The following is a 19,921-nucleotide window of genomic DNA, read 5'->3' on the forward strand; positions in this document are numbered from 1 at the left end:
TTTCCCTTTCCGGCGAGTCCGACTCTATCAGATCCTTTCGGGCCTGATTCCCAGTCAGCGGGGTTTGTCTTCCCGGCCGTTGGGCCGTTCCGACGAGTGAGACTTTAGCGGAATCCCGGGCCCCGACGCTAATCGGGGTCACGTTCCTTCGAACGCGGATTCCTCATTTCGCACATACGCACAGAATGCCCGGCGACAGATGTCGCTGACCAGATGTGATTACTGCGGAATGGCTGTCCGGGGACCGACCGGAGTCGGCGCTCACGTCGGACAACTCGGAGCACACTACGGATCCGGGCGGGGCGTGTCAACCTCGGGCCCGGGCCGGGTCCTGGTGGAAGGCCAGGCGGTAGTCACGGGGGCTGGTGGCGAGGTGGGTGGCGAAGTGCTGGCGCATGGTGACCTCGCTGCCGAAGCCGGTGCGGCGGGCCACCTCGGGAAGGGGGAGGTCGGTGCGCTCCAGGAGCTTCTGGGCTGCGGCGATGCGTTGGGTGATCAGCCAGCGCAGCGGCGTCGTACCGGTGGTGGCCTGGAAGTGGCGGGCGAAGGAGCGGGGGGACATTCCTGCGCGGGCGGCGAGGCCGGCGACCGTGTGGGGTTCGGCCAGATGGGCCAGGGCGTGGGCGCGTACCGCGGCGAGGGTGTCCGCATCGCGGTCGGCGCGGGGGGTGGGGTGCTCGATGAACTGGGCCTGGGTGCCGGTACGGAACGGGGCGGTGACCATCGAGCGGGCGATCGTCGCCGCGGCCTCGGCTCCATGGGTGGTGCGTACGAGGTGGAGGCAGAGGTCGATGCCGGCCGCGGTGCCGGCTGACGTCCAGATGTTGTCGTCGTGGAGGAAGAGGGCGTCCTGGGTGACCTTCACCTTGGGGTGGCGGGTACTCAGGAGGTCGGTGAGGTTCCAGTGGGTGACTGCCTGGCGGCCGTCCAGCAGGCCGGCCTGGGCGAGCGTGAAGGCTCCGCCGCACAGGGCAGCGATCGGGGTGGCTCGGGCGTGGGCGCGGCGCAGGGCTCCGAGGACGGGTGCGGGGGCCGGGGTCACGTGGTCGTCGAGGCCGGGGACGACGATCAGGTCGGCGCGGGCGAGCCAGGCGAGGGTGCGGTCGGGGGTGAGGGAGAGGCCACCGCGCAGGGCGACGGGGGTCGGTCCGGCGGCGGTGCGGCGCAGGTCGAAGGGCGGGACGCCCCGGTCGGTGCGGTCGACGCCCCAGACCTCGGTGATGACCGAGACGTCGAAGGCACGGACGCCGGGGAAGCAGACGAGCGCGATGCGGGTGGGATCGGAGGTGGTCGCCATCATGGCAGTAAAGCATCGGTCGATGGCTTTTTGACCTCTGGGACGCGGGGGGTGCCGGGCGGCAGGATCTTTCACATGGAGATCGCAGAGAACGCAGCGCTGATCGTGATTGACGTGCAGAACGGCTTCGAGGAGGAGGCGTACTGGGGGCCGCGGAACAATCCGGAGGCGGACCGGAACATCGCGGGGCTGATCGATGCATGGCAGGCGAGCGGGCGGCCCGTGGTGTTCGTACGGCACGACTCGACCAAGCCCGGTTCGCCGTTGCGCACGGGGCAGTCGGGGAACGACTTCAAGGCATACGTGGAAGAGCGGCGCGGAAAGGGCAGTGGGCCCGAGCTGTTGCTGACGAAGAGCGTGAATTCCGCCTTCTACGGGACGCCCGACCTCAAGGAGTGGCTGGAGCGGAGCGGGATCCGGCAGTTCGTGGTGGCGGGGATCCAGACCAACATGTGCGTCGAGACGACGGCGCGGATGGGCGGGAACCTCGGGTACGAGGTGTTCTTCCCGCTGGATGCGACGCACACCTTCGATCTGACCGGGCCGTGGGGGTGGACGCAGAGCGCGGACGAGCTGGCACGGGCCACCGCCGTGTCGTTGCACGGCGGTGGGTTCGCGAAGGTGGTCGGCAGCGCCGAGCTGATCGCTGCGGCGGAGTAGGTCAGCCGTTGCCGGAGGCGAGTTCGCGGCTGCGGTCGCGGGCGGCTTCGAGGGCGGCGATGAGAGCGGCTCGTACGCCGTGGTTCTCCAGCTCGCGGATGGCGCTGATGGTGGTGCCCGCCGGGCTGGTGACGGCTTCGCGCAGCTTGACGGGGTGTTCGCCGCTGTCGCGGAGCATCACGGCGGCGCCGATGGCGGCCTGGACGATCAGGTCGTGGGCCTGGGCGCGGGGCAGGCCGAGCAGGATGCCGGCGTCGGTCATCGCCTCGACGAGGAAGTAGAAGTACGCGGGGCCCGAGCCGGACAGGGCGGTTGCCGCGTCCTGCTGGGACTCGGGGACCCGGAGGGTCTTGCCGACGCCGCCGAAGATCGCCTCGGCGGCGGCGAGGTGGTCGGTGGTGGCGTGGCTGCCGGCCGAGATGACGGACATGCCCTCGTCGACGAGGACGGGGGTGTTCGGCATGACCCGTACGACCGGGGTGTTCGCGGCGAGGCGGTCCTCGATGAAGGCGGTCGTGATGCCCGCGGCCGCGCTGATGACCAGGCGGTCGGGGGTGATGCGCCGGGCGAGCTCGTCGAGGAGCCGGCCCATGTCCTGGGGCTTGACCGCGAGGATGAGGATGTCGGCGCGCTCGGCGGCCTCGGCGTTGCTGACGGAGTCGACACCGTAGCGGTTGCGGAGTTCCTCGGCGCGCTCGGAGCGGCGGGTGGTGACCAGCAGGTTCCCCGGGCGCCAGCCCGCCCGGATCATGCCGCTGAGCAGGGCCTCGCCGATCTTGCCGGTGCCGAGGACTGCGACTGTCTGGGTCATGTGGTTCACCCTCCGGGCGGTGCTGACGGTTCTCGGTGCTCGGTGCTCGTGTGCGCCATCCTCGCACCGGCCCGTCAGGCGGTGCGGCGGCGGAGGGTGGCGGCGCCGAGGGCCAGGACCAGGAGGGCGCAGCCCGCCACGATCAGGACGTCGCGGACGAAGTCGCCGGTGATGTCGGTGTGGCCGAGGACCTGGTTCATGCCGTCGACGGCGTACGACATCGGCAGCACGTTCGAGATCGCTTCGAGGAACGGGGCCATCCGGTCGCGGGCGATGAACAGTCCGCAGAGCAGGAGCTGCGGGAAGATCACGGCGGGCATGAACTGGACGGCCTGGAACTCGGATGCGGCGAAGGCGGAGACGAACAGGCCCAGCGCCGTGCCGAGCAGCGCGTCGAGCAGGGCGACCAGGAGCAGCAGCCACGGGGAGCCGATGACGTCCAGGCCCAGTGCCCAGACCGAGACCGCGGTGGCCAGGAGGGACTGGACGATCGCCACGGTGCCGAACGCGAGGGCGTAACCGGCGATCAGGTCGCCCTTGCCGAGCGGCATCGCGAGGAGGCGTTCGAGGGTGCCCGAGGTGCGTTCGCGCAGGGTGGCGATCGAGGTCACCAGGAACATCGTGATCAGCGGGAAGATGCCGAGGAGCGAGGCACCGATGGCGTCGAAGACGCGGGGGCTGCCGTCGAACACGTACCGCAGCAGCGTGATCAGTACGACCGGGACCAGGAGCAGCAGTGCGACGGTACGGGCGTCGTGGCCGAGCTGGCGCAGGACCCGGGCGGCGGTGGCGAGGGTGCGTGCCGGGCTCAGGAATGCGGGTGCCGGGGACGGGTGCGGGCTCATCGGGAGGGCTCCTGACGGGTGGCGGCCTGGTCGACCAGGTGGAGGAATGCCTCTTCGACGGTGTCCGCGCGGGCGGCGGAGCGCAGCGCCCCGGGGGTGCCGTCGGCGAGGATCTCGCCCTCGCGCATGAGGAGCAGACGGTGACAGCGCTCGGCCTCGTCCATGACGTGGGAGGAGACGAGGAGCGTGGTGCCGTGGTCGGCTGCGAGGCGGTGGAAGAGGTTCCACAGGTCGCGGCGGAGCACGGGGTCCAGGCCGACGGTGGGTTCGTCGAGGACCAGGAGTTCCGGGGTGCCGAGCAGGGCCACGGCGAGGGAGGTGCGGGCGAGCTCGCCGCCGGAGAGGGCTCCGGCGAGGGCGTCGGCCCGGCCGGTCAGGTCGACCTCGGCGATGGCGCGGGTGACGGCGTCCCGGCGGGCGTCACGCTGTCGGCGGCCCGGCCGGAGGATCGCCGCGAAGTAGTCGAGGTTCTGCCGGACGGTCAGGTCGGTGTAGACGGAAGGGGCCTGGGTGACGTACCCGATGCGCGGCCGGAGGGTGGGGTGGCCCGCGGGACTGCCGAGCACGTCGAGGGTGCCGGTGACCTTGGCCTGGGTGCCCACGACGGCACGCATAAGGGTGGATTTGCCGCAGCCCGAGGGGCCCAGGAGGCCGGTGATCCTGCCGGGTTCGACGGCGAAGTCGAGGCCGTGCAGGACGGTGCGGTCGCCTCGTACGACCGTGAGGCCGTGGGCCTCGACGGCCGCACCTCGGTAATTCATCATGCGATGAATATTGATCCCGGGTTGTCCGCCCGTCAAGAGGCGTGGCCTGGGCTCACCGCCACGCTCAGGTCGACCGTGTAGCGCTCCTCGACCGTGCCGTCGGGGAAGAGTTCCGCGAGCCGGTCGCGCTCCTCGGCAAGGAAGCGTCGGGTGCCCTCCTCGCCGAGGACGAGGAAGGCGGAGTGGCTGCCGAGGTTGGCGAGGTGGGTGTCGACGGACACCCGTCGGGTCCAGGGCACCCGGCGGTGCGTGAAGTCGAGCCCGGAAGGCAGGTCGCGGGGGCGGACGGCCGAGCCGTGGGCGGAGTCGCCGGCGCCCAAGAAGCGGCGGAGCCGGGCGTCCTGGTCGGCGATCCAGGGGACGGAGTGGTCGGCGACGTTCCACCAGAGGGCGAGTGCGCCGCCGGGGCGCAGGACGCGCAGTGCCTCGGGGGCGGCGAGCGCCGGGTCCGTCCAGTGCCAGGCCTGGGCGTACGTGATCAGGTCGGCCGACGCGGTGGCGAGGGGGAGGTGGTTGCCGTCGCCGCGTACGACGGGCAGGTGCGGGAGCGAGCGGTGGAGTTCCGCCGCCATGCCGGCGCCCGGTTCCACGGCGACGACCCGTGCGCCGCGCTCGTGGAGGAGGCGGGTGGCGATGCCTGTGCCGGCGCCGATGTCGACGGCACGGGCGCCCCGGAGGGGACGGCGGGCCAGTTCCTCGACGGCGTCGAGGAGTGCGGGCGGGTAACCGGGGCGGGCCGCGGCGTACTGGGCGGCGGCGCGGTCGAAGGAGAGCGCGCGGGGCACGGGAGCGGGTGCGTCGGGACTGGTGGAGTAGGCGGGATCTGCGGGATCTGCGGGATCTGCGGGAAGCATGGGCTCATCGTGGCGCGTGCGCCGGAGCCCGCGCCGGTGATTTCCCCCTGCGCGTACCCGCGCCGGGGTGCGCGTGGCTACGCGAACCGGCGCGCGCGTGACTTCGCGAACCGGCGTGCGTGTGGCTTCCGCCCGGGGCCGTGCTACTTGCGCTTGGGGCGCTTGCCCTTGGTGTTCTTGCGGGCCGAGCGGCGCTTCTCGTACCGGGCCAGGGCCGTCTCGTACTCCGTGCGGTGCAGCTGCTCGCCCGGCGCCTCCCGGAACGTACGGAGGAAGTACGCGATCAGCGAGCCGACGAAGCCGATCGTCTTGAGGCCGCGCAGATTGGCCTCGCGCGCCGGATCGGCGGGGCGGCGGCTGAACCCCTCCCAGGTCTTGCGGAAGGCGATGGCGCTGCAGATGGCGAACATCAGGACGACCAGGATGCCGACGAAGCCGCCGACATCGGCGATCTCCAGCCCCTGGTAGGCGAAGCGGAGCACGAAGCAGGCGGCGACCGCGGCGGCCAGGGAGCCGACCGCGGCCCCGGCCCGGCGCAGCCCGTAGCCCCCGCTGTGGTCGACCCAGGTCGTACCGAAGAAGCGCAGGGGCTCGGGCCGCGGGCCGGGCGTGGTGGGGCCGGGCGTGGCACCGGCGCCGGGGGCTTCGCTGTTCTCGCTCACGAAGTCGATTATCCCCGGGCGGCCGCGGACCCGGACGCGCCGGTCGCGATCCCCTTCACGATCCCGGCCGCCGTCCCGGTCAGTCGCAGCGCGGCGCGATGTATCAGTCGCAGCGCGGCGCGATGTAGCCGTCGCTGCCCGTGTGGACGTAGGCGTCCGACACGAACTGGCCGTTGGCGATGTTGTCCCAGAGGTTGGAGGTGCCGTACGGGCCGGTGACCCGCTCCCCCGGCTTCTGGCAGTAGACCGGGACCTTCATTCCGTACGGCAGGGTCCTGACGATCCCGTACTTGGTGCCCGGTCCCGTCCGGACGTTGACGCGGTAGCCGGGCGCGATCGGGTACCGGGTGACGTCGTCGGTCCCGGCGAGCGTCTGCACGCCCTCGGTGACGTCGATCGCGTCGGCCGCGGCGGTCGTGCCGTCGGTGTGCTCGTCCATGGCCATGAGGCCCTCCCCCGTCGAGAGATGGTGTGTACGACGTGTACGACGCGCAGGCTACAAGCCCCATCCGGATCGCACGCACCATCGACTAGGCTCCGTGCGTCGCGCTTGCGGACGAACACACGGGGGTGGGCGATGCCGCCGCTGCGAGGTACCGGAGCCAATCCGGAAGCGGAGCATCCGGAGTACGCCGGGCAGTACCGTCTTGAGGCACGTCTCGGCGCGGGCGGCATGGGCGTCGTGCACCTGGCGCGCTCCGCCTCCGGGCTGCAGCTCGCCGTCAAGGTGGTGCACCAGCAGTACGCCTCGGACCCCGAGTTCAGGGCGCGTTTCCGGCAGGAGGTCGGGGCGGCCCGCCGGGTCAGCGGCGCCTTCACCGCACCGGTCGTCGACGCCGACCCGGATGCCGCACGGCCGTGGATGGCCACCCTGTACGTCCCCGGCCCCACGCTCGCCGACCAGGTGAAGCGGAACGGGCCGATGTCCCCCGCCGCACTGCGCAGGCTGACGGCGGGACTGGCCGAGGCGCTGCGCGACATCCACCGGGCCGGGGTGATCCACCGCGACCTCAAGCCGAGCAACGTGCTGCTCTCCGACTCCGGGCCCAAGGTCATCGACTTCGGGATCTCCCGGCCCTACGACAGCGATCTGCGCACCGAGACCGGCAAGCTGATCGGCTCGCCGCCGTACATGGCGCCCGAGCAGTTCCAGCGGCCGCGCGAGGTCGGGCCCGCCGCCGATGTGTTCGCCCTGGGGGCCGTGCTGGTCCACGCGGCGACCGGCCGGGGGCCCTTCGACTCGGACAGCCCGTACATCGTGGCCTACCAGGTGGTGCACGACGAGGCCGATCTGGCGGGCGTGCCGTCGGACCTGGCCCCGCTGATCGGGCAGTGCCTGACGAAGGACCCGGCCGGGCGGCCCACCCCGGACGAGATCATGACGACGCTGAGCCCGCCGTCGTACGACGCCGCCGCCTTCATACCGTCGCAGCGGCGGCCGGTCCGCGGCCCGGCGCCCGTACCGGAGACCGGGGCCGATGCCTCCTCCGACGCGGACACGCATGTGGGCGCGGCACGGGCCGGCAAGGCGGCCCCGGGCGGCGGCAAGCGGCGGTGGCTGGCGGCCACCGCGGCGCTGCTGGTCATGGGGGCCGGCGGGGTGTGGGCCGTCGGCGCGGCCGGCGGGGCCGGTGAGCCGGGCGGTACGGGCGGTACGGGCGGGGCGAAGGGTCCGGCAGAGGAGTTCGCCCCGTGGCGGACGGCCTTGCGGACCAGCGGCAAGGCGACACCGGTCTGTTCCCCGGCGGACGGTGCCGGGCAGGAGGGGCCCGGCCGGGCCGCGGGTCTGTACTGCGTGGCGGACGGCGTCGGTGTCACCCGGCTGGATCCCGCGGACGGCCGGGTGCTGTGGTCCCGGCGCGGCGCGGAGGGCGGCCCGTCGGTCGGCGTGGTGTCGGTCTCCGGCGGTCTGGTGCACACGGCGGTGCCGGGCGGGAAGCTCCGGGCGTACGACCCCGCCAAGGGCGAGCAGGTCTGGGCAGCGGACCTCTCCCCGTATGCGGGCGTCCCCTTCGACGCGGGTGACGCGCTGCTGCTGGTCGCCGAGGACGGCACCACCGAGGCGCTCGACTCCGCGACCGGTGTCTCCCTCTGGCGGCATTCGCTCGCCGGGCATCGGCGCCCGGACTACGCGCTGTACGACGCCGGCACCGGGCTGGCCTACGCGTTCGAGCACTCCGCCTACGGGTCCACCACCCTGGTCACGGCCGTCCGTGCCGCGACGGGGCGCACGGCGTGGCAGCGGCGGCTGGACGGGATGCTGACCCCGGTGGGGACCTCGGGCGGTGCACTCGTCATGACGGCCATGAACGGGGACACCCAGACCGTCGGGCTGGTCCGCTACGAGCCGAAGGAGCGGAACGTCGTACGGATGACGCTGCCGTTCCGGATGAACGAACCGGAGGTCGTGCTGGGCGGGGACACGGCCTATCTGCTGGCGCACGGCGGGAGGCTGGTCGCCGTCGACACCCGCCCGGCCGAGGGCGGCGAAACGGTCCGCTGGCAGCTGGAGACCGCCGCCGGGCGGACTTCCGCTCCCGTCCTCGGCGCCGGGGGCCGGCTGTACTTCTCGGCGGCGGACGGGCGGCTGATGGCCGTGGACACCGCGCACGGCAAGCTGCTGGGGCAGACGGGCCCACGGCTGCGGAACGGGAGGCTCACGTACTCCTCGGCGCTGCCCGCCCCGGTGGCCGCCGGCCGGACCGTCTTCGGGACCGCGCCCGACGGGTCCGTGTTCGCCGTGGACGGACAGGACCCCGCCCGCTGGTGAGAGCGGACGGGGTCCTCGTCGGTCGGCGGACCGGTCGGCCGGGCCGTACATGTCTCGGTCCGGCTCCTACAAGTGCCGACCCGGCTCCTATACGTACCGGCCCGGACGCGTCTCAGCCCAGCTTGGACACGTCGCGCACCGCGCCCCGGTCCGCGCTCGTCGCCATCGCCGCGTAGGCGCGCAGCGCCGCCGAGACCTTGCGCTCGCGGTCCTTCGGGGCGTAGACGCCGTTCAGCGCCTCGCGGCGGGTGGCCAGCTCGGCCTCGGGGACGAGGAGCTCGATCGAACGGTTCGGGATGTCGATCCTGATCCGGTCGCCGTCCTCGACCAGTGCGATCGCGCCGCCCGACGCGGCCTCCGGCGACGCGTGGCCGATGGACAGGCCCGACGTACCGCCGGAGAAGCGGCCGTCGGTCACCAGGGCGCAGCTCTTGCCGAGGCCGCGGCCCTTGAGGAAGGAGGTCGGGTAGAGCATCTCCTGCATGCCGGGGCCGCCGCGCGGGCCCTCGTAACGGATGACGACGACGTCGCCCTCCTTGATCTCCTTGCGGAGGATCTTGTCGACGGCCGCCTCCTGCGACTCGCAGACGACCGCCGGGCCCTCGAAGGTCCAGATCGACTCGTCGACGCCCGCCGTCTTCACGACACAGCCGTCCACGGCGAGGTTCCCCTTGAGGACCGCGAGGCCGCCGTCCTTGGAGTAGGCGTGCGCCAGGTCGCGGATGCAGCCGCCGGCCGCGTCCAGGTCGAGGGTGTCCCAGCGCTCGGACTGCGAGAAGGCGGTCGCGGAACGGACGCAGCCGGGAGCCGCGTGCCACAGCTCGACGGCCTCCGGGGACGGGGAGCCGCCGCGGACGTCCCAGTTCTTCAGCCACTCGGCGAGGGAGTCGGAGTGCACCGAGTGCACGTTCTCGTCGAGCAGGCCGCCGCGGTGCAGCTCACCGAGGATGGCGGGGATGCCGCCGGCCCGGTGGACGTCCTCCATGTAGTACGTGCCGCCGGGGGCCACGTTGGGCGCGACCTTCGAGAGGCAGGGGACACGGCGCGAGACCTCGTTGATGTCGTCGAGGTCGTACGCCAGCTCGGCCTCCTGGGCGGCGGCCAGCAGGTGCAGGATCGTGTTGGTGGAGCCGCCCATCGCGATGTCGAGCGCCATGGCGTTGTCGAACGCGGCACGGGTGCCGATGGAGCGGGGCAGGACCGACGCGTCGTCCTGCTCGTAGTAGCGCCGGGTGATCTCGACGACCGTGCGGCCGGCCTCCTCGTACAGCGCCTTGCGGGCGGTGTGCGTGGCGAGGACGGAGCCGTTGCCGGGGAGGGAGAGGCCCAGGACCTCGGTCAGGCAGTTCATCGAGTTGGCGGTGAACATGCCGGAACAGCTGCCACAGGTGGGGCAGGCGTTCTCCTCGATGCGGAGGATGTCCTCGTCCGAGATGCTCTCGTCGACGGCGTCGCTGATCGCGTTGATCAGGTCGAGCTTGCGGACCGTGCCGTCGACGAGGGTGGCCTTGCCGGCCTCCATCGGGCCGCCGGAGACGAAGACCGTCGGGATGTTGAGGCGCATCGCGGCCATCAGCATGCCGGGGGTGATCTTGTCGCAGTTGGAGATGCAGATCAGCGCGTCCGCGCAGTGCGCCTCGACCATGTACTCGACGGAGTCGGCGATCAGGTCGCGGGAGGGGAGGCTGTAGAGCATCCCGGCGTGGCCCATCGCGATGCCGTCGTCGACGGCGATGGTGTTGAACTCGCGGGGCACGGCGCCCGCGGCCTTGATGGCGTCGGAGACGATCCGGCCGACCGGGGCCAGGTGGGTGTGGCCGGGGACGAATTCGGTGAAGGAGTTGGCGACCGCGATGATCGGCTTGCCGATGTCCTCGCTCGCTACGCCCGAGGCCCGCATGAGGGCACGGGCGCCCGCCATGTTGCGGCCGTGAGTGACAGTGCGGGACCTCAGCTGGGGCATCGTCTCTCGCTCCTTCGACGTTAAAGACTGTCTCCGAGCGTACGCCTCCGGCTCCAAGATCTGGACACAGTGTCCGAAATGCGGGATGAATTGCTCGGTGGGTGGGCGGGGTGCCGGTGAGGTCTCAGGATTCCGTGAGGTAACGCTGAAGTGTCGGCGCGACCATCTCGATGATCTTCTCGGGGTCGGCCGAAGCCAGCGGTTCCGCCCGGATCACATAGCGGAGCATCGCGATCCCGATCATGTGCGAAGCCGCCAGTTCCACGCGGAACGTGGCGTCCGGTACGTCGAGTGCCTCCGCGACCCGCTCCAGGAGCCGGCGCAGGACGAAGCCCCTGAGGACCTCCGCCGCCGCCTCGTGCGTCAGGGCGGACCGCATGACCGCCAGCAGTGGGGCCCTGGACGCCGGGTTCTCCCATACGCCGATGAAGTAGCGGGCCAGCCGCTCCCCCACGCCCTCCGTGCTGTCGCCGAGGAGGGCCGGGATCACCAGGGCCGGCTCGAAGGAGAGCTCGATCGCGGCCGCGAAGACCTCGTCCTTCGTACCGAAGTAGTGGTGGACCAGCGCGGAGTCGACACCCGCCGCCTTGGCGATGCCCCGGACCGAGGTCTTGTCGTAGCCGCGCTCGGCGAATTCGGTGCGGGCCGCCTCCAGGATGCGGGTGCGCGCGTCGGGCCCGCTGGGTGCGGTGGTACGGGAGGGGCGGCCGCGGCGCCTGGGGCCGACGGGGCCTTTGGGCTCGCCGGGCCCCATGGGGTCGTCCGTCATTTGCGGGGTGCCCGGGTCGGGGACGACGCCAGGTGGAGCCGGGTGAAGGCCAGCGCCTCCGCCAGGTCGGCCTCGCGTTCGGCAGTGGACATGGCACGGCGGGTGTTGACCTCGATGACGACATGGCCGTCGAAGCCGGTCCGGGCCAGGTGCTCCAGCAGTTCGGCACAGGGCTGGTCGCCCCGGCCGGGCACCAGGTGCTCGTCCTTGTTGGAGCCCTTGCCGTCGGCGAGGTGGATATGGGCGAGCCGGTCGCCCATCCGCTCGACCATCGCCATGCCGTCGGTGCGGGCCGTCGCGGTGTGCGAGAGGTCCACGGTGAAATGGCGGTAGTCGTCGTGGGTGACGTCCCAGTCGGGGGCGTACGCGAGCATCTCGCGGTCCCGGTAGCGCCAGGGGTACATGTTCTCGACGGCGAACCGCACATCGGTCTCGTCCGCCATGCGCCAGATGCCGGAGACGAAGTCGCGGGCGTAGTTGCGCTGCCAACGGAACGGCGGGTGGACGACCACGGTCGTCGCCCCGAGCTTCTCCGCCGCGGCGCGGGCCCGCTGGAGCTTCACCCACGGATCGGTGGACCAGACCCGCTGCGTGATCAGCAGACAGGGCGCGTGGACGGCCAGGATCGGCACCTGGTGGTAGTCGGAGAGCCGCCGCAGTGCCTCGATGTCCTGGCTGACGGGGTCGGTCCACACCATGACCTCGACGCCGTCGTAGCCGAGGCGCGCGGCGATCTCGAAGGCCGTCGCCGTCGATTCCGGGTAGACGGAAGCCGTCGACAGGGCGACCTTCGCGTCCGGGATGCGCACCACTGGTTCTGCCACTGGGACAGCGTACGGGCAGTGGTGGGCCGCACCGGGGGGTCCCGGCGGAAAGTGAGCAGGGCCATGACGGGCGACCGGCCGCCCGGCGGCCCTCCGCGGTCCGGCGCTCAGCCCAGCGAGGCCCGCTCCGCCGGCAGGTGGTCCAGGCGGCGCAGGATGACGCCCTCGCGCAGCGCCCAGGGGCAGATCTCCAGCTCGTCGACCCCGAACAGATCCATCGCCCCCTCCGCGACCAGCGCCCCGGCGAGCAGCTGCTGGGCCCGGCCCACGGAGACGCCGGGCAGACCGCCCCGCTGCTCGGTGGTCATCGTCGCCAGCTTCGGCACCCACTCCTCCAGCGACTTGCGGGTGAGGCCGCGCTGCACGTAGAGACCGTCGGTGGAGCGCGCGGCGCCCGCGATCCTGGCGAGCTGCTTGAAGGTCTTGGACGTGGCCACGACGTGGTCCGGGCGCCCGAGACGGGTGAACTCCCCGACGCTGCGGGCGATCCTGGCCCGGACATGGCGGCGCAGCGCCTTCACCTCCGCCGGGTCCGGCGGGTCGCCCGGCAGCCAGCCGGCGGTGAGCCGGCCCGCCCCGAGCGGCAGCGACACCGCGGCGTCCGGCTCCTCGTCCATCCCGTACGCGATCTCCAGCGAGCCGCCCCCGATGTCCAGGACCAGCAGCCGCCCCGCCGACCAGCCGAACCAGCGGCGGGCGGCGAGGAAGGTGAGCCGGGCCTCCTCCGCGCCGCTCAGGACGGCGAGGTCGATGCCCGTCTCGTCCCGCACCCGGGCCAGCACCTGATCGGCGTTGCTCGCCTCCCGTACGGCGGACGTGGCGAACGGCAGGACGTCCTCGCACCCCTTGTCCTCGGCGGCCTGGAGCGCGTCGGTGATCGTCGCCACGAGCCGGTCCACACCGTCGGGGCCGATCGCCCCGTCCTCGTCGAGCAGTTCGGCCAGGCGCAGCTCCGCCTTGTGCGAATGCGCGGGCAGCGGGCGCGCGCCGGGGTGCGCGTCCACCACCAGCAGATGCACCGTGTTCGAACCCACGTCGAGGACTCCGAGTCTCATGGCAGGAACGCTACCGGGACCTCAGCCTTACTCTTGGCGCGTGCCAAAGACGAAAAAGGCGAAGCCGGGCAAAAACACGAAGAAGCAGAGAACGAAGCAGGAGATGCAGCAACAGGAAGTGAACGGACCGGACCGGTCCGAAGACGAGACGGGGATCGACTTCGCGCGCGCCTGGGTCGAGTTCCCGGACCCCGCGGACGACGAGCAGATCTTCCGCTGCGACCTGACCTGGCTGACCTCCAGGTGGACCTGCATCTTCGGCAGCGGCTGCCAGGGCATCCAGGCGGGCCGCGCGGACGACGGGTGCTGCACCCTGGGCGCGCACTTCTCGGACGAGGACGACGAGAAGCGGGTGGCGGACCACGTCGAGCGGCTGACCCCCGAGCTGTGGCAGTTCCACGACGTCGGCACCGGGACGGGCTGGGTCGAGGTCGACGACGACGGGGAACGCCAGACACGGCGCTGGAAGGGTTCGTGCATCTTCCAGAACCGGCCCGGATTCGCGGCGGGCGCGGGCTGCTCCCTGCACATCCTGGCGCTGCGGGAGGGCCGGGAGCCCCTGGAGACCAAGCCGGACGTCTGCTGGCAGCTGCCGGTCAGGCGTACGTACGACTGGATCGACCGGCCCGACGACACACGGGTGCTCCAGGTGTCGATCGGTGAGTACGACCGCAGGGGCTGGGGCCCCGGCGGTCACGATCTGCACTGGTGGTGCACCTCGGCGACCTCGGCGCACGGGGCCGGGGAGCCGGTGTACGTCTCGTACCGGCCCGAGCTCACCGAGATGATGGGCAAGGAGGCGTACGAGCGGCTCGTCGAGCTCTGCGAGCAGCGGCTGTCCTCGCTGCTGCCGATGGCACCGCACCCGGCGGACCCGGTCGATCCGGAGTGACGGCACGGGGGGGGTGAGCCCCGGCCGGCCCGCTTCAGTCCGCCGGGGTCGTGCCCGGCCCCGGGTCGGTGGGGGCTGTGGAGCCGGACGGGTCCGGTGACGGGTGGCCGGTCGGGCCGGGGTCCGTCGGCGTCGGTGTGGGCTCGCCCGGTGTCGGGCCGGTGGACGGTGTGGGGTCCGGCGAGGACGTGGGCGGCTCCGAGGGGCCGGGGGTGGCGGAGGGTTCCGCCGGGTGTCCCGGGCCGCCGGGCACGGGCGGCGCCGCCCCGTGCCCCCGGATCACCACCGCCGAGCCCGACGGGGCGAGGGCGATGCGCGCGCTCCACGGGCCGGCCGGTCCCTGTTGGTGGTCCACCAGGACCTGGACGGTGACGCTCTCGCCCGCGGCGAGCGTGCCCGAGTAGCGGCTCAGCCCCACCCAGGACGCGTCCGAGCGGGCCGACCAGGCGACGGGCGTGCCGCCCGACGCGGTCAGCCGGATCAGGGTCCTGCCGCCCGAGGAGCGGGCCTCGACGGTGAGCCCGCCGACGCCGTCCCGGCCCGGACCCGAGCTGATCACCTCCGCCGAGACGTCCGGGGCACTGCCGTCCACGAAGCGGGCGCCGGGCTGGGGGCGGGCGTTGCCCGCGTTCTCGTAGTGCCCGTCCGCGGTGCCGTCGGAGCCGTGCCGGGCATCGCTCTCGGTGGCGGTGACCGACGAGCCCTCGTGGCCCTCGCCGGTCAGCGACGCGCCGCGGTAGGCGGTCCACAGCGCGATCACCGGGGCGGCGACGACCGTCGCCACCACCGTCGTCGTGACGACCCTGGCCCGCAGCCGGTCGCGGCGCGCGGCGTGGTCCTTCGGGTCCACGGGGAAGCCCGCCCGGTCGAAACGCGGGCCGCCGGAGCGGTTGCGCCGGGCGTGGACCATCGCCACGTACGCCGAGGGCCGGGGCGCCTCGACGACCGGCAGCGCGGCGGCCGGGGTGACCGCGGCACCGGGCCACGGGCCCTCGGCGCCGGCCCGTTCGGCGGCCCGGCGGCAGCGGGGGCAGTCGTCGACGTGGCGGACGAGTTCGCGGCGCAGGGCGGCGGAGAGCAGGACGCGGTGCTCGCCGGTGAGCCGGGCGACGGTGGAGCAGTTGCCGCTCTCGACGACGGCGAGTGCGGCGCGGGTGCGTTCCACCTCGCAGGCCGCGGCGGCCAGGAGTTCCCGGGCGGCCGCCGGTTCGAGGCCCAGGACGGAGGCGACGGCGCGTGGGGGGAGACGGTGGCGCACGGCGAGTTCGAGCGCCTCGCGCTGCTCGGGGGTGGTGCCGGCGGCCTCGGGCCAGGCGAGCCGGGCGAGTTCACGGCGGTGCGCCTCGGCGGCGGCCTCGGTCTCGGGAGCGCGGGCGGGGCCTGCGGGGGCGCCGCCCGGCGTGAACGCGGCGGTGGCGGGGGTCTTCGCGGCGACGGCCGGGGGCGTACGCCGCCCCGTGCGCGCCCCCTGAGTGGCCGCTCCGCCCGGCTGCTTGCCCGGAGGCCCGCCCGCCCGCCACGTCTCCTGCTTCGACGAGAGCCTCCGCGGCTGCTTCCCGGTCTTGTGCCGGTGCGCCTGGCGGCCCTGTTTCTGCTCGGCGAGCTTGCGCAGGCACATCCATCTGGCCAGCGCGTACAGCCAGGATTTACGTTCCTCCTCGCCCGTCGGGCACCGGCCGCCCTGCCGTTCCGCGATCGCGAGGACACCGCCGAGCGCCTCGGTGGCCGCGTCGTGGTCGCAGAGCACGGAGAGGCAGTAGGTGAACAGGCCGTCGAGATGGGGTTCGTAACGGGCGGGCGGCCGACGCGGCGAAGGGTCCGTCGGGAGACGGGGCGCACTGCTCCGCGCCCGGTGTGCGCCGGTGGTGTGCGTGGGGGGCTCCAGACCGCTGCTCGTCACCTTGCGACCGTAGGCAGCACAGGGCACACATTTAGCGCCTCTTCAGCACTTTTAATCCTTACGGGTGAACGTATCCCTCAAAAGGGGACAGAAATTCCCTATTTCTCCGCAAGCACCCACCATTTCGCCCTGCAGCGCCCACCGTTCCGCCGGGTGCGCAGCAGCCCTCGGAGGGCACGCACCCTCGCCGCCGGACCGGGCCCGGCGGCGTTGTCGTACCCCACCTATACGGTTGCGCCATGGCTGCCCGTACGAAAACCGCGAAGGACCGGCCGTCCTACCGCTGCACCGAGTGCGGCTGGACGACCGCCAAGTGGCTCGGCCGCTGCCCCGAATGCCAGGCGTGGGGGACGGTCGAGGAGTTCGGCGGCGCCCCCGCCGTGCGGACCACCGCGGCCGGCCGGGTCAGTGCCGCCGCGCTCCCCATCGGCCAGGTCGACAGCCGGCAGGCCACCGCCCGGTCGACCGGCGTCGGTGAGCTGGACCGGGTGCTCGGCGGCGGTCTCGTCCCGGGCGCCGTCGTGCTCCTCGCGGGCGAGCCGGGCGTCGGCAAGTCGACGCTGCTGCTGGACGTCGCCGCCAAGGCGGCGAGCGACGACCACCGCACGCTCTACGTCACCGCCGAGGAGTCCGCGAGCCAGGTGCGGCTGCGCGCCGACCGGATCCGGGCGATCAACGACCACCTCTACCTCGCGGCCGAGACCGACCTGTCCGCGGTCCTCGGCCATCTGGACGCCGTCAAGCCCTCGCTCCTCATCCTCGACTCCGTACAGACCGTCGCCTCGCCCGAGATCGACGGGGCGCCGGGCGGCATGGCGCAGGTCCGGGAGGTCGCCGGGGCCCTCATCCGGGCCTCCAAGGAGCGCGGCATGTCCACGCTCCTGGTCGGCCATGTCACCAAGGAGGGGGCGATCGCCGGGCCGCGGCTGCTGGAGCACCTCGTCGACGTGGTGCTGTCCTTCGAGGGCGACCGCCACGCCCGCCTGCGGCTCGTACGGGGCGTCAAGAACAGATACGGCGCGACCGACGAGGTCGGCTGCTTCGAGCTGCACGACGAGGGCATCACCGGCCTCGCCGACCCCTCCGGCCTCTTCCTCACCCGGCGCGACGAGCCCGTGCCCGGCACCTGCCTGACCGTCACCCTGGAGGGCAAGCGGCCGCTCGTCGCCGAAGTCCAGGCGCTGACGGTCGATTCCCAGATCCCTTCGCCCCGGCGCACCACCTCCGGCCTGGAGACGTCCCGGGTGTCGATGATGCTCGCGGTCCTGGAGCAGCGCGGCCGGATCAGCTCGCTGGGCAAGCGGGACATCTACAGCGCGACGGTCGGCGGTGTGAAGCTCTCCGAGCCCGCGGCGGACCTCGCGGTCGCGCTGGCCCTGGCCAGTGCCGCGAGCGACACCCCCCTGCCCAAGAACCTGGTGGCGATCGGCGAGGTGGGCCTCGCGGGCGAGGTCAGAAGGGTCACGGGGGTCCAGCGCAGGCTGGCCGAGGCGCACCGCCTGGGCTTCACGCACGCGCTGGTCCCGACCGACCCGGGGAAGGTCCCGGCCGGTATGAAGGTCACAGAAGTCGCCAACATGGGCGATGCGCTGAGAGTCCTCCCACGGCGCTCTCGCGCACAGGCCCCCCAGGAGGAGAGCGCACGCCGGTAGACTTTGCCCTGGTCTCGCCCGTCCGTACGAACGGTACGAGGGACGTAAGGGCACCGCAAACCTGTGACCGGAGGAGTGCAGTGGCAGCCAACGACCGGGCAGCATCGCCCGGAAAGTCCGGCCAAGGCACCGGTAATGAGGCGCTCATGCGCGCCTCGCTGAGCGCCGTGGCGCCCGGAATGGCGCTGCGGGACGGTCTGGAGCGCATCCTCCGCGGCAACACCGGCGGGCTGATCGTGCTCGGCATGGACAAGACCGTCGAGTCGATGTGCACCGGCGGATTCGTGCTGGACGTGGAGTTCACCGCGACGCGCCTGCGCGAGCTGGCCAAGCTCGACGGCGCACTGATCCTCGACAAGGACATGACCAAGATCCTGCGCGCCGGCGTGCAGCTGGTGCCGGACGCCTCCATCCCCACCGAGGAGACCGGCACCCGCCACCGCACGGCGGACCGGGTCTCCAAGCAGTGCAACTTCCCGGTCGTCTCGGTCTCGCAGTCGATGCGCCTGATCGCGCTCTACGTGGACGGGGAGCGCCGGGTCCTGGAGGAGTCCGCCGCGATCCTCTCCCGCGCCAATCAGGCCCTCGCCACCCTGGAGCGGTACAAGCTCCGGCTCGACGAGGTCGCGGGCACGCTCTCCGCGCTGGAGATCGAGGACCTGGTGACGGTCCGGGACGTCACGGCCGTCGCCCAGCGGCTGGAGATGGTCCGCCGGATCGCGACCGAGATCGCGGAGTACGTGGTCGAGCTCGGCACCGACGGCCGGCTTCTCTCGCTCCAGCTCGACGAGTTGATCGCGGGCGTCGAGCCGGAGCGCGAGCTGGTCGTGCGCGACTATGTGCCGGAGCCGACCGCGAAGCGGTCCCGCACGGTCGGCGAGGCGCTGACCGAGCTCGACGCGCTCTCCCACACCGAGCTGCTCGAACTCCCGGTCGTGGCACGGGCCCTGGGCTACAGCGGCTCGCCCGAGACGCTCGACTCGGCGGTCTCGCCGCGCGGCTTCCGGCTGCTGGCGAAGGTGCCGAGGCTGCCCGGGGCGATCATCGACCGGCTGGTGGAGCACTTCGGCGGTCTGCAGAAGCTGCTCGCCGCCAGCGTGGACGATCTCCAGACGGTGGACGGCGTCGGCGAGGCGCGCGCCCGCAGCGTGCGCGAGGGGCTGTCACGGCTGGCCGAGTCGTCGATCCTCGAACGGTACGTGTAGAGCCGGTACCAGCAGCGGCGCGCAGCGTGACCGGGGCCCGGGAGACCGGGCCCCGTCGCATGTCCGGGGCCCGCCCCGGCGCCCCCTGCCCGGCGCCGGGCCCGCGCGCTCAGTCCTTCGCGAGGACGAACGAGGCGCGCTGCACCGGCTCGCCCGGCGCCTTCGCCTCGACCAGATACGTTCCGGGCCCCGCCGTCCCCGCGGGCGGCGTCGCGCACTGCGGGGAGCTCTTCCTGCGGTCCCACTCCACGGTGTGCACGACGGTCTCGCCCGCCGGGACCTTCAGCAGCAGGACGGCCGCATCGCGCGGGCAGTCCTTGGAGGACCACACCTGGTTGTCGTCGCCGCCGGCCTCGGTGATGGTGAGCACCGCGCTCTTCGGCCCGAGGTCGGCCTTGCAGGTGGTGGCCGAGGTGTTCTTGACGACCAGCTTGAACTTCGGCTTCTCGCCGGGGCTGTAGCTGAGCTCGGTGCTCAGGTTCAGGCGCAGTGCCGCGGGGGTGCAGTCGGGGAGCGGGGAGGAGGCCGGGACCTGCTGGCCGGCCGTCCAGCCGCTGCCGTTCGCGCCACCGGCTCCGGTGCCCGCTCCGCCATCGGCGCCCGTACCGCCGTCGCCCGCTCCGCCGTCGGAGCCCGCGCCCGTGCCGCCGCCGTGACCGCCGTCACCGCCCGAGTCGCCCGACTCGTCGCGTCCGCCGGGCTGTTGGCTGATGGCCGGGCCCGAACCTCCGGGGCCAGGGGTGATCTCGCGTACGGGACCGGACCCGGCGGGCCGGGAGTCGTCCTTGGTCTTCTCGCCCCCGCCCGAGGTGACGATCCATACGATCAGCAGCGCGAGCAGCGCGACGAGCGTCGCCGCTACGGCCCTCCGGCGCCAGTAGATGGTGGAGGGAAGCGGACCGATCGGATTACGCAAAGATCCCACGGCTCAAACTCTACGAGAGATCGGCGCCAACTCCCGCCCCACCCGCCGCCCCGGGCCACAAGTTTTACGGATC

18 protein-coding genes are annotated in these 19,921 nt (G+C 72.6%); 5 read left to right on the forward strand and 13 right to left on the reverse strand.

Going from position 1 to position 19,921, the window contains the following annotated elements; translation table 11 throughout:
- Positions 1 to 307: 307 nt before the first annotated feature.
- The gene (locus AB0D53_RS26725) at positions 308 to 1,297 is read right to left on the reverse strand and encodes a helix-turn-helix domain-containing protein (RefSeq protein WP_362450977.1); all 990 of its coding nucleotides are present in this window, start codon (positions 1,295 to 1,297) and stop codon (positions 308 to 310) included.
- 75 nt (positions 1,298 to 1,372) lie between these two features.
- Between AB0D53_RS26725 and AB0D53_RS26730 the strand changes: the two genes are divergently transcribed.
- Complete coding sequence (locus tag AB0D53_RS26730) at positions 1,373 to 1,957, forward strand: cysteine hydrolase family protein (protein ID WP_362450979.1); 585 nt, start codon at positions 1,373 to 1,375, stop codon at positions 1,955 to 1,957.
- A gap of 1 nt (position 1,958) precedes the next feature.
- Here the strand turns inward: AB0D53_RS26730 and proC are convergent, their stop codons facing one another.
- The 6 genes from proC to AB0D53_RS26760 all read right to left on the reverse strand — a co-directional run bounded on the left by proC (position 1,959) and on the right by AB0D53_RS26760 (position 6,338).
- Positions 1,959 to 2,768: a pyrroline-5-carboxylate reductase gene (gene proC, locus AB0D53_RS26735; protein WP_362450982.1), complete on the reverse strand. Its 810-nt coding sequence runs from the start codon at positions 2,766 to 2,768 to the stop codon at positions 1,959 to 1,961.
- A gap of 74 nt (positions 2,769 to 2,842) precedes the next feature.
- The gene (locus tag AB0D53_RS26740; protein ID WP_362450984.1) at positions 2,843 to 3,613 is read right to left on the reverse strand and encodes an ABC transporter permease; all 771 of its coding nucleotides are present in this window, start codon (positions 3,611 to 3,613) and stop codon (positions 2,843 to 2,845) included.
- Positions 3,610 to 4,377: an ABC transporter ATP-binding protein gene (locus AB0D53_RS26745; RefSeq protein WP_362450986.1), complete on the reverse strand. Its 768-nt coding sequence runs from the start codon at positions 4,375 to 4,377 to the stop codon at positions 3,610 to 3,612. Before AB0D53_RS26745 ends, AB0D53_RS26740 begins: the two co-directional genes overlap by 4 nt.
- 32 nt (positions 4,378 to 4,409) lie before the next feature.
- Entirely contained in the window at positions 4,410 to 5,231 is an 822-nt protein-coding gene (locus AB0D53_RS26750) for a methyltransferase domain-containing protein (protein WP_362450988.1), read from the reverse strand.
- 143 nt (positions 5,232 to 5,374) lie between these two features.
- Positions 5,375 to 5,893, reverse strand: a complete 519-nt coding sequence (locus AB0D53_RS26755; RefSeq protein ID WP_362450990.1) for a hypothetical protein — start codon at positions 5,891 to 5,893, stop codon at positions 5,375 to 5,377.
- Between the two features lie 103 nt (positions 5,894 to 5,996).
- Entirely contained in the window at positions 5,997 to 6,338 is a 342-nt protein-coding gene (locus AB0D53_RS26760; protein WP_362450992.1) for an SH3 domain-containing protein, read from the reverse strand.
- Between the two features lie 132 nt (positions 6,339 to 6,470).
- On the opposite strand from AB0D53_RS26760, the gene AB0D53_RS26765 reads away from it, so the two are divergent.
- A complete protein-coding gene (locus tag AB0D53_RS26765) occupies positions 6,471 to 8,663 on the forward strand; it encodes a PQQ-binding-like beta-propeller repeat protein (RefSeq protein ID WP_362451269.1) in 2,193 nt (730 codons plus the stop codon).
- Between the two features lie 112 nt (positions 8,664 to 8,775).
- On the opposite strand, the gene ilvD is transcribed toward AB0D53_RS26765, so the two are convergent.
- The 4 genes from ilvD to AB0D53_RS26785 all read right to left on the reverse strand — a co-directional run bounded on the left by ilvD (position 8,776) and on the right by AB0D53_RS26785 (position 13,274).
- Complete coding sequence (gene ilvD, locus AB0D53_RS26770; protein WP_362450994.1) at positions 8,776 to 10,626, reverse strand: dihydroxy-acid dehydratase; 1,851 nt, start codon at positions 10,624 to 10,626, stop codon at positions 8,776 to 8,778.
- Between the two features lie 124 nt (positions 10,627 to 10,750).
- Positions 10,751 to 11,395, reverse strand: a complete 645-nt coding sequence (locus AB0D53_RS26775; protein ID WP_362450998.1) for a TetR family transcriptional regulator — start codon at positions 11,393 to 11,395, stop codon at positions 10,751 to 10,753.
- Positions 11,392 to 12,219: a sugar phosphate isomerase/epimerase gene (locus tag AB0D53_RS26780; protein ID WP_329820431.1), complete on the reverse strand. Its 828-nt coding sequence runs from the start codon at positions 12,217 to 12,219 to the stop codon at positions 11,392 to 11,394. The genes AB0D53_RS26775 and AB0D53_RS26780 overlap by 4 nt, the downstream gene beginning before the upstream one ends.
- 107 nt (positions 12,220 to 12,326) lie before the next feature.
- A complete protein-coding gene (locus AB0D53_RS26785) occupies positions 12,327 to 13,274 on the reverse strand; it encodes a Ppx/GppA phosphatase family protein (protein ID WP_362451000.1) in 948 nt (315 codons plus the stop codon).
- A 40-nt stretch (positions 13,275 to 13,314) separates the two neighbouring features.
- On the opposite strand from AB0D53_RS26785, the gene AB0D53_RS26790 reads away from it, so the two are divergent.
- Positions 13,315 to 14,166 (forward strand): hypothetical protein, encoded by an 852-nt coding sequence (locus AB0D53_RS26790; protein WP_362451003.1) that lies wholly within the window; start codon positions 13,315 to 13,317, stop codon positions 14,164 to 14,166.
- 34 nt (positions 14,167 to 14,200) lie between these two features.
- On the opposite strand, the gene AB0D53_RS26795 is transcribed toward AB0D53_RS26790, so the two are convergent.
- The gene (locus tag AB0D53_RS26795) at positions 14,201 to 16,066 is read right to left on the reverse strand and encodes a hypothetical protein (RefSeq protein WP_362451005.1); all 1,866 of its coding nucleotides are present in this window, start codon (positions 16,064 to 16,066) and stop codon (positions 14,201 to 14,203) included.
- A 239-nt stretch (positions 16,067 to 16,305) separates the two neighbouring features.
- On the opposite strand from AB0D53_RS26795, the gene radA reads away from it, so the two are divergent.
- Together radA and disA are read left to right on the forward strand one after the other, a co-directional pair.
- Complete coding sequence (gene radA / locus AB0D53_RS26800) at positions 16,306 to 17,718, forward strand: DNA repair protein RadA (protein ID WP_362451007.1); 1,413 nt, start codon at positions 16,306 to 16,308, stop codon at positions 17,716 to 17,718.
- Between the two features lie 80 nt (positions 17,719 to 17,798).
- Positions 17,799 to 18,923 (forward strand): DNA integrity scanning diadenylate cyclase DisA, encoded by a 1,125-nt coding sequence (gene disA, locus AB0D53_RS26805; RefSeq protein ID WP_329820424.1) that lies wholly within the window; start codon positions 17,799 to 17,801, stop codon positions 18,921 to 18,923.
- Between the two features lie 109 nt (positions 18,924 to 19,032).
- On the opposite strand, the gene AB0D53_RS26810 is transcribed toward disA, so the two are convergent.
- A complete protein-coding gene (locus AB0D53_RS26810) occupies positions 19,033 to 19,848 on the reverse strand; it encodes a hypothetical protein (protein WP_362451010.1) in 816 nt (271 codons plus the stop codon).
- Positions 19,849 to 19,921: the final 73 nt, after the last annotated feature.

Origin of the sequence: Streptomyces sp. NPDC048295 (assembly GCF_040652135.1) — a bacterium.
Classification (GTDB): Bacteria; Actinomycetota; Actinomycetes; order Streptomycetales; family Streptomycetaceae; genus Streptomyces.